We start from the raw sequence: 12,985 nt of genomic DNA on the forward strand, positions 1-12,985 counted from the left end.
ATGGATGCTATAGATCAGAAGCTTAACCAGCTATTCGATGGCAAGGTTGTACGCAAAGACTTGGTACATCGGATTAAAAAAGGCACCAACGTACCCACCTTTGTGCTGGAGTTTTTATTGGCACGTTATTGCGCCAGTGATGATGAAGCCGAGATCCAGGCAGGTATGGAAGCCGTGCTTGATACGCTAAACGATAATTACGTGCGACCCAATGAAGCCAACAAAGCGCAATCTAAAGTAGCGACTAAGGGTAAGTATCGGTTTATCGATAAAGTGCATGTTAATTACGTGGAGAAAGATCGCCGGCATTGGGCTGCGCTTGAGAACTTTGATTCCCGTAGAGTAGGCATAAGCGAAACGTTTTACCGCAATCATGACCGGCTGTTACAAGGTGGTTTGTGGGCTGAAGTGACAATTGCCTATAACGAAATTGAAGATGACGATTACGCATTTTTTATCGAAGATTTGCGACCTATTCAGTTAAGCCGGTTTAACTTCGAACAGTATTGTGAAGGACGCAGTGCTTGCAGTCGTGACGAGTGGATGAGCTTTATTCTGCGCACGGTTGGTCTGGAGCCTTCACGCTTATCCCCTCGCATGAAAATGCATTTTATTGCCCGTTTGTTGCCTTTAGTTGAGCCGAACTTCAATTTTATCGAACTAGGACCACGCGGGACGGGTAAATCCTATTTCTTCAGCGAGTTCTCACCCTATTCAACGCTAATCAGCGGTGGCCAGGCAACCAAATCGACCTTGTTTTATAACAACCAGCGTAAAAAGATTGGTTTGGTTGGCTTCTGGGATACCGTCGCCTTTGATGAAGTAGGCGGCATTAAGGTTAAAGACCACGATACCATTCAGATCATGAAGGATTTTATGGCCAATGGCCGCTTTTCTCGTGGTGTTGAGGTGATTGCTGATGCCTCTATGGCCTTTGTCGGTAATTTAGATTTGTCCGTCGAGCAAATCGTTAATTCCGAAATGTATGATTTGTTTCAACCGTTACCCAAAGAGTTTGACCTGGCAGTAATGGACCGTTTTGCTTGCTATTTGCCGGGTTGGGAGATGCCGAAAAATAGCAGCGAGTTTTTAACCAGTAACTATGGTTTCATTACCGATTACCTGGCAGAAGCTTTTCATTATCAGTTAAAACAAACTAACCGTTATGAAGAAGTCAGCAAGCGGATCCGATTGGGCAGGGCAGTTGAAGGCCGTGACGAAAAGGGGATTAAGAAGACTGTTGCGGCATTCTTAAAGATTTTACATCCAGGTGGGACAGCATCTGACGCCGAATTTGAAGAGTATGTTGCTTACGCCATCGAGGCCAGACGGCGGGTAAAAGAGCAGATGAACAAGCGCAAATCAGATGATGAATTTGCCAAGATTAATCTGTCTTATTTTAACGCTGATGGTAAAGAAATTATTGTGTATTGCCCGGAGTCTAAACTTGCGCCTGCAACCCAAGATCCTGTGCGAAAAAATATACATGATGTGGGCGGTGAAGCTTCAGAACAGGGAACGAACGTTGTGCCAACCGTCACGACTGCACAAGTTACCCAACCTGCAGTTATAGAGCCATCTGTAAGCTTACCTACTGCGTTAGAGCCTCAATTAACCGAGCAACATTACACCATCCATTACGGCGCAACTGGCTACAGCTATGAGTCAATTATTGGCCCCTATTTGGTGGGCGGTAAAGAGATTGTGATTGAAGACCCTTACATAAGGCTGACGCATCAGGTGCAGAACTTTGTGCGCTTTTGCGAGGCGATAGTGAAGGCTCCCAATATCAGAAAAATCCAGCTTATTACCAGTTACGACAGTGATACGGATGTAAAGGAGATGTCTGATAAATTGGGCGAGCTAAAGCAAAGCTTATTGGAGATCGATATTGAGCTTGATGTCAAAATTAACGAGCACATGCATGATCGTGAAATGCGTATCGATAATGGCTGGGTGATTAAAATCGGCCGGGGCTTGGATTTCTTTCAAAAGCCGGATAGCTGGTTTGGCATTGGTACAAACGACCTTTCTCTTAGAAAGTGTTTAGAAACAAAGGTTGATATTTACAAGGCTTAGTAATCAAACATGTCTACAACCAATGGCTTGGGATTTTAACTTCAAAGCTCGATTCAACATAGCTTAAGGTGCCAAGAATTTCTTGGTGCCGGCGCTGGTTGTAATCTAACCCAGCTTTGCGCGCTTCAACAATCTGTTTTAACTCTGCCAGGTTAAACATCCCAAGCGCATAAAAATTGCCCCAGGTTGGCTGGCCGAAGAGGTTGTAAATAACCACGGTGCTGTCCCGCTCACTGGCCAGGCGTTTCTCTCCGGTAATTTTTAGTACTGCCGCTTCTGCTTCTTCGCGGTCTTCGTAGGTGTTTAGTAGTTTCATCTTTCTCAGTTTGTCATCGATTGTAGTATTTTTTGAAAATTAACCGCGCTTTTAGCGCTGCTTTGGTATTTCATGTGTTTTTTCATGACAATAAAACCAAGTAAAATACATCTGATAAATCAAGGCCTTGAGTTAAACCATTTGTGTTATAATAGCAATATGATTTAGACAAGGAGAGTACTAACATGACTTCATTAACAATTGCACAGTCTGCTTTAAGCAACGAGAGTAATGCTAACACTGATACATCCCTTTTTGATCTGACAAATCCATTTTTTAAGCAGATTGAGTCTTTAGAAATCGACGTTACGCATATTTTATCTTTGCTGCAATCAGCAAGCGGTGTTCCAGAACTTCATGATAAAAACCGAGAACTAAGAATTGTACGCTACGGTTACGCTTACGAATGTACGAAAGGCCTATACAGGGTAATTTTAAGTCGCGACGAGTTGTTACAAAGAAGTTCTGAGACTGCAGAACTCGAAGAGATAGAAGTCACTGCCTACGCAGTGTATCAACACGTAAAACCTTTTATTCAGAAATGTGTGGACAACGGTATAGGTTGCTACATTTCTCATGAATACGCAGATATATTGAACAACAGCGATGATCGGGTATTTTGCTATTTAATGACAGCTGATAAGTCTGCAAGACTTTATGCTGTTTCGCATAACAAACTTGCGGTTTACTCGTTGTCGCTGAGCGTCCTATTTTATAAATTTTTTCTCAAAAGTCGTAAACAGACACCGTTTCGAGACTGGACGTACATTGCACCGGAAGTTCTGCAAAAACTTCTTTGTTAAGTTAGTTGCTCTGACGCTACAACTTAGCGCTAAGAATTAAGTCTTGACTTTTTATTGTATATAACTGAAAGTTGTCCCGCGTCCTAGGACACGGGACTTTTGGTTGGTAATGAAAATGAAAAGTCAAGATATCGTCGTGCTCTTCAAAATAGAGTCGCTCACACAGCGCTGGATCAATCCTAATCGGTATGATGCAGAGTTGCTTGTACCGCATGATTCGTCTATCGATTGGCTGGGCGATAATCTTCTGCATAAGGATGCGCCACCTGTTGCTTTCACTGAGAGTCTGTTTTCCGTAAGAGCCTTAGAGCAGGACACGGGGATCAGCAAATCTCAAGTTAGCTTAAGTCTGAAACGAATGTTTGACGTAGGCCTAGCAAAAGCCGATCGTAAAACAGGCTTGCCCAAAACCAACACTCGTGCGCTGCTTGAATTCATCGCATACGGTATCCAATACGTTTTTCCTGCAAAAGAAGGCGAAGTGACCCGTGGGATCGCGACATCAATTGCTGCGCCGGTTCTGCAAGGTAAGTTAATGACTTCCGGGGAGCTTGCGCCCATTTGGCCCTATTTCAAAGGGCAGACTAAAGGTGTAGCTGTTCAACCGTTACATGAAAATATCTTTGCCGCTATTCGAACAGATGATTTAACGTACGCATTATTAGCGCTAACCGATGCTGTTAGGATTGGCCATTCTCGGGAGCGTGGGATCGCTATCGACATGATGCGTAAACTGTTGCGGGTAAGCTCATGAGTAAAATCAATTTCCAAAAAGAGATGTTAGTCCAGGTAGCAACTGCGCTGAATGAATTGCTGCCACAAGTGGTGTTTATCGGCGGGTGTACCACTGGGCTATTTTTAACCGACGACTTCACTAAAGAGCAGGTTAGGTATACCGATGATGTTGACTTAATTGTGCATGCTGGAGGTTATGGTGCCTGGGCTCAACTTGCTGAGCGTTTGCGGCAATTAGGCTTTCGTGAGTCTATGGAGCAGGACGTTATTTGCACAATGATGCTCGGACAGCTTAAAGTCGACTTTATGCCGGACAATGCCGACATTCTCGGGTTTAGTAACCGTTGGTATCGTGATGCGATGGCAACAGCTCGTGATTTTGCATTGACGGACGCAATTACCATCAAGCTCGTCGAGCCGGTTTATTTTGTGGCCACCAAGCTTGAAGCATATTTAGGACGAGGAAACGGTGACGCGTTATCAAGTCACGATATTGAGGATTTGATTAATATCTTTGATGGGCGCGAAGAAATTGTTGACGAGATCAATGCGGTTGAAGGGGAGCTTAGAGACTTTCTTCAAGTTCAGCTTCAAGCGTTGCTTGAAGATCCTAATTTTGAGTATGCCGTGCAAAGTGCGACAGGGAACAATAGTGCGCGGGAGTCACTCATTTTTGATCGTATCGAGGACTGTCTATGAGCGCAGCAAATACCGCTCAGCAAGAAGGGGTTATCGCGTTGCCGGGCGCTGCTCAACCGCAGTATGACGATGCGACGGTGATATTTCGCTTTAAAGATCTCTTGTTGTTGGCGATGTTTGATATCTCAACGTCACGGCCCTTGCCAAAAGATATTCTATTAACGACGTTTAAGGCTTCAGTGGATGATGCGATTTCACGCTCCAAATTGTCGACAGCGCCAGACGCGCTATTGAGCATGCTGAAATGCTTTGCTACACAGCTAAATGACAAACTGCGCGGGGGATGTGCCAGTATCACCGTGGCGTTTATCGATACGCACCGGGTCTGGGGGTATTGTGCCGGCGATGTGAGAATGGGCTGTGTGAAAGCGGGCTTTTTTAATTGGATTACGCCCGTGCATACCGCGGCGAATGTCTTCGCACCATTTACAGACGAGCTCAAATCCTCTCCCAACCGCCATTTGTTGACGCGGTCATTACGACCTCACAGGTCTTTTGAACCAGAGTATTTTGAATTCGATCTAAGTGATGATAGCCAGGTTGTTTGCGCTACCGATGGATTCTGGTGCGATCCACACTGGGGCAATCCGCAAAGCCTAGTACGTGAGCCATCCCAACGCCCCATCGATGATTGCACATGCCTGTGGTTTAACCCAAACGCATTTTTGGCTAAAACAGCACCGTCGCTGGCACATAAAGAGCTGCAGTTTTTCACTCAATACGACCACCTTGAGATCCGCGCCTTATACTAAAAATAAAACATCAACTTCAAGCCGTTTAACAAATGTGGGTCTCCTATCTTCATTAAAAAAGTAAACTATTATGGTTGACTTTTTATTGGTAATCCCTTATGGTTTACCTGCGATCTAGGAAGGAGATTCAAAATGATTAAATTAACGGCTGAGCAATTAGACATCTTGCAAACAAATTGGATGCACAGAGTGAAGTCAAAAATAGCTATTCAATCAAGTGGTCGGGCTTATAGGGACGAGATAGAAGCAGAAGTTTATGAAGATGATATCGCTGATACATTTCTTGCTTATGTCAAGGAGACGTTCGATACATCAGACTTTGATGATACTGATATGATTGGGTGGATCCGCGAGTTACAACACGAAGCAATAGCCAGCACACCTCTGATTGCAATTCCATTAGAGCGTTTTATTTTTGAAAAATTTAATGACTCTCAAATAGCATTTGCTAATGCTCAAGGCATAAAAAAACAGCAAGTAACGAAATGGATAAAAGATGGCTTTATAGTTGTAGAGAACCAACTTTACAGCAAAAGAAGAGATCTTGAGCTTAATTGAAGTGAGAAAGCTATCTTTCTAGTTCTCTAAAAAGCCTGCCTGAACTAATACAGATGGGCTTTTCGATTATCCTTAGATTGGATCCATATTAAGTAAATTAGTTGCGTCAGCTTAGCATTTCTTGCGAACGATAACCCCATGAGTCTTCAATATTTTGTGTCAGGCCATTGGTAGCCCCAACTGATTGCCGAGCCATGTTGGTATCGCTTGGTTATATTATGACGAAAAACAGCGAAAAACTTTGCCACAAAACTTTGCCACAATTGCAATATAACCAAGTGATATGTTATTCTGATTGTTATAAATCAAAGGGTTACTTGGTAAATTCAAACTGGCTAAGAGTCCCTCTCTCTCCGCCATTTTAAAACAAAAAACCACGCCAAAAGGCGTGGTTTTTTGTTTTAACGCGGTGAGCGAGGTCTTGGTTCTAACCCTATGTTCGACCAATTCGTCAGGAACGAATTGGCACGCACTTTAGTGCGGCCCGAAGGGCCAGCGCCATGGAAGGTGCTGGCAATCCCTCACTCAATGTAAAAGCGTGGGCCTTTTCTGTTTATACGTCGAGATGGGGATTTGATGAGAACCCTTAGGTTCGACAAATTCACCGGAAGTGAATTTGGACGCACTTCAGTGCGGCCCGCAGGGTGTAGGGCAGGAAGCCCGGAACAATCTCTCCAGCAATTTACACCTTAGGCTAACGAAGCAAAAGCGTGGGCCTTTTCTTAAACCTTCTCATAGTTGCCTTTGCTGGCTTGCTAGGGCTATCTTAGACGATTCATGGCTAGCCTAGTGTTTCCAATTGGGTTAAATTGCTAACTATCCCATTGGCGAATGGCCAATTAATCAATATTGCTTTTTAGCGTGCCCGATACGCTACATAAGGACATCACCTCACCATGCTTCAAGACATTAAAAAAACCCTTTGGTCTACTGCCGATAAACTACGTGCTAACGTTGATGCAGCTGAATATAAGCATCTAGTACTGGGCCTTATTTTCGTTAAATTTATTTCCGATTCTTTTGCCGGTCGCCGTGCTGAGTTATTAAAGCGCTTAAAAACCCCCAGCGACGAGTTGTATTTTGCCGATGCCAGCGAAGAAGAGCTAAACGCTGAGCTGGAAGATCGCGATTACTTTACTATGGTAAACGTGTTTTGGGTGCCAGAAAGTGCCCGCTGGGAAGCACTGCGTGCTAATGCTAAGCAGGCCGATATAGGTAAACGCATTGACGACGCCTTAACGGTTATCGAACAAGAAAACCCAAGCTTAAAAGGCATTTTAGATAAACGCTATGCCCGCGCGCCTTTGCCAGATGGCAAGCTAGGCGAGCTAGTCGATTTAATTTCTACTATAGGTTTTGGTGAAGACCAAAGCAAAGCTCGCGATATTTTAGGCCAAGTGTATGAATACTTTTTAGGCCAGTTCGCCAGTGCCGAAGGTAAAAGAGGCGGCCAGTTCTATACGCCGCAATCTATTGTAAACACCTTAGTAGCGGTGCTCGATCCGCACCAAGGCAAGGTGTACGACCCTTGTTGTGGTAGTGGTGGTATGTTTGTGCAGTCAGAAAAGTTTATCGAGTCGCATGGCGGTAAGCTGGGCGATGTATCGATTTACGGCCAAGAGTCTAACCCCACCACTTGGCGCTTGGCGGCAATGAACTTAGCCATACGCGGTATCGACTTTAACTTAGGCCGCGAGCCAGGCGACACCTTTACTAAAAACCAGCATAGCGATTTACGCGCCGATTATATTCTAGCTAACCCGCCATTTAATATTAGCGATTGGTGGCATGGCAGCTTAGAAGGCGACCCGCGTTGGCTTTACGGCACGCCGCCGCAAGGCAATGCCAACTATGCCTGGCTGCAGCACATGCTGTACCACCTAAAACCCACCGGCCGCGCGGGCATAGTACTGGCCAATGGCTCTATGTCATCTAGCCAAAACAGTGAGGGCGAAATACGCCGCGCTATGGTCGAGGCCGACGTAGTAGAAGTGATGGTAGCGCTACCCGGTCAGCTATTTTTTAATACCCAAATACCCGCTTGTTTATGGTTTTTAACCAAGCAAAAGCAGCAGCGTAAAGGCGAAGTGCTGTTTATCGATGCCCGTAAACTAGGCACTATGATTAGCCGCGTGCAATGCGAGCTAGACCAAGCGGCGATAGATCGCATAGCCAACACCGCTAAAGCGTGGCGTGGTGAGGATATGACTGGGGTAGAAGGTTTTGCTCTTGATGATGAAGGCTGGGGCTACCAAGACATCGCCGGATTCTGTCGCAGTGTGCCACTTAGCGAGATAGCAGAGCACGGTTATGTATTAACCCCCGGCCGTTATGTGGGTGCCGAAGAAGTTGAAGACTGCGATGAAGCCTTTGCCGATAAGATGACCGCCTTAACCGAAAAACTCGGCGAGCAAATGGTTAAAGGTGCAGAGCTTGACCAGTTAATCCGCCAGAAGTTAGGAGGACTGGGGTATGAGTTCTGAGTGGGAGACGTCAAAATTACTCGACTTGCTAGCGATTAAGCCCCGAAATGGCCTTTATAAGGCTAAAAAATTTCAAGGCAGTGGTCATCGCTGGCTCAAAATGAAAGATGTTTTTGGAAATAATTTCATTAGAAATCAGAAAATGGAATTAATCACAGTAACAAATGACGAAATTGAAAAATTTGGTTGTGTAAAAGGTGACTTACTTTTTGGTCGTACATCTTTAACTTTAGAAGGTGTAGGAGACTGTGCCCTTGTTGAAGAAATTAATGATATACCGATTTTTGAATCTAATCTTTTTAGATTGCGTTTTGATATTAAAAAAGCTGATCCTAAGTTCTTTTTCTACTATTTCAAGTCGTCTTTAGGTAAAGATGCTATCCAGTCGATTGCTAAGCAAACTGCGGCGACAAGTATAACGGCTAGCGATTTAGTGGAGTTGCATATTCCAATTCCTAGTCGAAACGTACAGAGTGAAATAGCTCGGTTTTTGGGTTGTATCGACGACCGCATAGCCCTACTACGCGAAACCAACGCCACCTTAGAAGCCATCGCCCAGGCGCTGTTTAAATCCTGGTTTGTCGATTTTGACCCAGTGCACGCTAATGCCGCTTTTATAGAAAATGGGCAAGCCCCCAACCTACCAGCCGAGATCCAAGCACTATTCCCCTCCCGTTTTGTAGAATCCCCGCAAGGGTTAATACCAGAAGGGTGGGAGTGGAGGTCACTTGGTGATGCGTATGAGATCAATCCCAAGCGACAGTTAAAAAAGGGAACGGTAGCGAACTATTTGGATATGGCCAGTGTTCAGACACAAGGCCATGTCACAGCTGATGTTAATGTCCGGGAATTTGGTTCAGGCACAAAATTTTGTAATGGTGATACCTTACTAGCGCGAATTACGCCATGCCTAGAAAATGGCAAGACGGCATTTGTTGATTTTTTAGAACCCGATGAAATTGGTTGGGGTTCCACAGAGTTTGTTGTCTTAAAGCCGAAAACACCATTACCCGACTTTCATGGTTACCTACTCGCAAGGCAACCTTTATTCAGAGATTTCGCTATTCGAAGTATGTCAGGCACAAGCGGCCGGCAGCGAGTTCAGAGCGATGTCTTAGGCAGTTTTAATTTAGCTATACCGGATAAAGAAGTGGCCGAAGCATTTAATCAGATAGCCACTCCAATTCAACAGAGTATCTCAGCTAATCATAAGAAAGCCCAAACGCTTGCCAACCTGCGCGATACCTTACTTCCCCGCCTAATCTCCGGCCAGTTGCGTTTGCCTGAGGCTGGGGCAGAATTAGCAGCTGTTATTGACAATTAACTGGTTAGCAAAGTTTAAGTATTTGTTTTAGGGATAAGGCATGACAGAAGACCAATTAGAACAGGAAGTATTGCAGTGGTTAGTTGAGGTTGGCTACACCTCGGTTAATGGTTATGACATAGCGCCAGATGGCCCTGCTGCCGAGCGTGTTGATTATGTGCAGCCGTTATTGTTAGGCCGCTTAAAATCGGCTATTGCCCGTTTAAACCCGACTATACCGTTAATTGCCCAAGAAGATGCCCTTGCTCAGTTAAAAGAGTTGGGCATACCTGCGTTGTTGTCGGCGAATAGACGTTTTCATAACTTGCTTATTAATGGCGTACCGGTGCAGTACCAGCGCGACGGTGAAACGCGGGGCGATTTTGTCAAACTTATCGACTGGGGAAATACACTTGGTAATAACGAGTTTTTAGCCGTAAACCAATACACCTTAAAAGGCCCTAAACATAGCCGTCGGCCCGATATTATCTTGTTTATTAATGGTCTGCCGTTGGTGCTAATTGAGCTTAAAAATCCAGCTGATGTAAACGCTGATATTTGGAAAGCGTTCGATCAAATTCAAACCTATAAAGAACAAGTGCCCGATGTATTTCAATATAACGAAATACTGGTGATTAGTGATGGCTCTGAAGCACGCATGGGTTCGTTGTCAGCTAATGCTGAGCGCTTTATGCAGTGGCGCACTATCGATGGCGTAAACCTAGACCCACTAGGCCAGTTTAACGAACTAGAAACTATGATTAGGGGCGTATTTACCCCCGAGTACCTGCTAGATTATTTACGCTTCTTTGTGCTGTTTGAAGATGATGGCAGCTTGGTTAAAAAGATAGCCGGTTATCATCAGTTTCATGCTGTGCGCTCGGCTATTACTCAAGTGGTAACAGCATCACGCCAAGACAATAATAGTAAGCAAAAAGGTAAGGGCGGCGTGGTTTGGCACACCCAAGGCAGTGGCAAAAGTATTACCATGACCTGCTTTGCGGCGCGGGTAATGCGCGAAGCGGCAATGGAAAACCCGACCATAGTGGTGATTACCGACCGTAATGACTTAGACGGCCAATTATTTGGCGTGTTCTCGCTGGCGCAAGATTTACTGCGTGAGCAACCGGTACAGGTTGATACTCGCCAAGACTTACGGCACAAGCTAAGTAACCGGCCTTCAGGTGGCATTGTGTTTGCCACTATTCAAAAGTTTGCCCCTGGTGCTGATGAAGACAAGTTTCCAGTGTTATCAACCCGGCACAATATCGTGGTTATTGCCGATGAAGCCCATCGCACCCAATATGGCTTTGAAGCTAAAATTAAACCCAAGCCAATGTTAAATATAGCGGCTGAACCCAATGCTAATTATCACGATAACATTCACGCCAAACAAAACGTATTTCAGGTTGGCTATGCCCAGCACTTACGCGATGCTTTACCTAATGCCACTTTTGTTGCATTTACTGGCACGCCGGTATCAAGTGAAGATCGCGATACTCGCTCGGTATTTGGTGAGTACATTCATATTTATGATATGCAGCAAGCCAAAGATGATGGCGCCACAGTAGCGATTTACTATGAATCACGCTTGGCCAAGTTAAGCCTAAAAGCCGAAGACTTACCGCAAATAGATGATGAAGTAGACGAGCTAGCCGAAGACGAAGAAGAAGAGCAGCAAGGTAAGTTAAAGTCTAAATGGGCCGCCTTAGAACGTATAGTAGGAGCCGAGCCGCGAATTGCCAGCGTAGCGGCTGATCTAGTAGCGCATTTTAGTGAGCGCCAACAAGCCCAGCAGGGCAAAGCCATGATAGTGGCAATGAGCCGGGATATTTGTGTTCACTTATACAATGAAATAATTAAGCTAAAACCAGAATGGCATGATGAAGATCCTAAAAAGGGCGGCATTAAAATAGTGATGACCGGCTCGGCCAGCGACAAAGCCTTACTACGGCCGCACATTTATCCTAAGCAGGTTAAAAAAGATTTAGAAAAACGCTTTAAAGATCCTGATGATCCGCTGCAAATGGTGATAGTGCGCGATATGTGGCTAACCGGTTTTGACGCGCCTTGCGTGAATACCCTGTATGTAGATAAGCCAATGAAAGGCCACAACCTAATGCAGGCTATAGCTAGGGTAAACCGCGTGTTTCGCGATAAGCAGGGCGGTTTAGTGGTCGACTATATTGGTATTGCTAACGAGCTTAAAGCCGCGCTAAAAGAATACACGGCCAGTAATGGCCGCGGTAAACCTACAGTTGATACCGCTGAAGCCTGGGCAGTGCTAGATGAAAAGATGGATATACTGCGCAGCATGTTACACGGCTTTGATTATAGCGATTTTACGCTAAGCAGCCATAAGCTACTGGCTGGCGCCGCTAACCATATTTTAGGCCTTAAAACCGGTGAAAAGAAAGACGGTAAAAAGCGCTTTGCCGATACGGCTTTGGCAATGAGTAAAGCCTTTAGTTTGTGCTGTACCTTAGATGAAGCTAAAGCAGTACGTGATGAAGTAGCCTTTTTACAGGCGATAAAAGTTATTCTAACTAAGCGTGATACTTCTGATAAAAAACGTAGTAGCGAGCAAAAGGAATTGGCAATAAGGCAGATTATTGGCCAAGCCTTAGTGTCAGACCAAGTAGTCGATATATTTGATGCGGTCGGCTTAGAAAAACCCAATATTGGTTTATTGGATGATGCGTTTTTAGATGAAGTGCGCAACCTGCCAGAGAAAAACCTCGCTGTAGAACTGCTAGAACGGTTACTGGAAGGCGAAATTAAAACCCGTTTTTCTAGTAATGTTATTCAGCAGAAAAAGTTCTCTGAGTTATTAAGCAACGTTGTTACTCGCTACCAAAATCGCAGCATTGAAACCGCTCAGGTAATGGAAGAGCTAGTGGATATGGCGAAAAAGTTTCGCGAAGCCGCCAGCCGTGGCGACGAACTTGGTTTAACCGAAGATGAAGTTAAATTTTACGACGCACTGGCCAATAACGAAGCCGCAGTATTGCTGCTAGGTGATGAAACCTTAAAAAAAATAGCCTTAGAGCTAACAGAAAACCTACGCCGAAATATCAGCATAGATTGGAGTAAACGCGAAAGCGTAAGAGCCAGCCTACGCTTGATGGTGAAGCGTATATTGCGTAAATACAAATACCCACCAGACATGGCCGACGACGCAGTGCAGCTAGTTCTGCAACAGGCAGAAGCACTTGGGGAAGAGTGGGTGTGATGAATTATTATATGATTACATGCTT

10 protein-coding genes are annotated in these 12,985 nt (G+C 44.9%); 9 read left to right on the forward strand and 1 reads right to left on the reverse strand.

Annotated elements, in window-relative coordinates; all coding sequences use genetic code 11:
- Positions 1–2,079 carry a BREX system Lon protease-like protein BrxL gene (gene brxL / locus E0Z06_RS04620; RefSeq protein WP_132582327.1) on the forward strand — a complete coding sequence of 693 codons (2,079 nt, stop codon included), beginning with the start codon at positions 1–3 and terminating at the stop codon, positions 2,077–2,079.
- Positions 2,080–2,092: 13 nt separating this feature from the next.
- Here brxL and E0Z06_RS04625 read toward each other — a convergent pair whose 3' ends face one another.
- Complete coding sequence (locus E0Z06_RS04625; RefSeq protein ID WP_132582329.1) at positions 2,093–2,395, reverse strand: hypothetical protein; 303 nt, start codon at positions 2,393–2,395, stop codon at positions 2,093–2,095.
- A 185-nt stretch (positions 2,396–2,580) separates the two neighbouring features.
- On the opposite strand from E0Z06_RS04625, the gene E0Z06_RS04630 reads away from it, so the two are divergent.
- From E0Z06_RS04630 to E0Z06_RS04665, 8 genes are all read left to right on the forward strand, one after another.
- A complete protein-coding gene (locus tag E0Z06_RS04630; protein WP_132582331.1) occupies positions 2,581–3,198 on the forward strand; it encodes a hypothetical protein in 618 nt (205 codons plus the stop codon).
- Between the two features lie 115 nt (positions 3,199–3,313).
- Entirely contained in the window at positions 3,314–3,952 is a 639-nt protein-coding gene (locus tag E0Z06_RS04635; RefSeq protein WP_132582333.1) for a hypothetical protein, read from the forward strand.
- Positions 3,949–4,632, forward strand: a complete 684-nt coding sequence (locus E0Z06_RS04640) for a hypothetical protein (RefSeq protein WP_132582335.1) — start codon at positions 3,949–3,951, stop codon at positions 4,630–4,632. Before E0Z06_RS04635 ends, E0Z06_RS04640 begins: the two co-directional genes overlap by 4 nt.
- Entirely contained in the window at positions 4,629–5,384 is a 756-nt protein-coding gene (locus tag E0Z06_RS04645; RefSeq protein ID WP_132582337.1) for a hypothetical protein, read from the forward strand. The genes E0Z06_RS04640 and E0Z06_RS04645 overlap by 4 nt, the downstream gene beginning before the upstream one ends.
- Before the next feature lie 132 nt (positions 5,385–5,516).
- A complete protein-coding gene (locus tag E0Z06_RS04650; protein WP_132582339.1) occupies positions 5,517–5,942 on the forward strand; it encodes a hypothetical protein in 426 nt (141 codons plus the stop codon).
- A gap of 896 nt (positions 5,943–6,838) precedes the next feature.
- Positions 6,839–8,425 (forward strand): class I SAM-dependent DNA methyltransferase, encoded by a 1,587-nt coding sequence (locus E0Z06_RS04655; RefSeq protein WP_132582341.1) that lies wholly within the window; start codon positions 6,839–6,841, stop codon positions 8,423–8,425.
- Complete coding sequence (locus E0Z06_RS04660) at positions 8,415–9,749, forward strand: restriction endonuclease subunit S (RefSeq protein WP_132582342.1); 1,335 nt, start codon at positions 8,415–8,417, stop codon at positions 9,747–9,749. Before E0Z06_RS04655 ends, E0Z06_RS04660 begins: the two co-directional genes overlap by 11 nt.
- Positions 9,750–9,789: 40 nt before the next feature.
- On the forward strand, positions 9,790–12,960 hold the full coding sequence (locus tag E0Z06_RS04665) for a type I restriction endonuclease subunit R (protein ID WP_132582343.1): 3,171 nt from the start codon (positions 9,790–9,792) through the stop codon (positions 12,958–12,960).
- Positions 12,961–12,985 lie beyond the last annotated feature (25 nt).

Origin of the sequence: Rheinheimera sp. D18, assembly GCF_004345025.1 — a bacterium.
GTDB lineage: Bacteria > Pseudomonadota > Gammaproteobacteria > Enterobacterales > Alteromonadaceae > Alishewanella > Alishewanella metallidurans.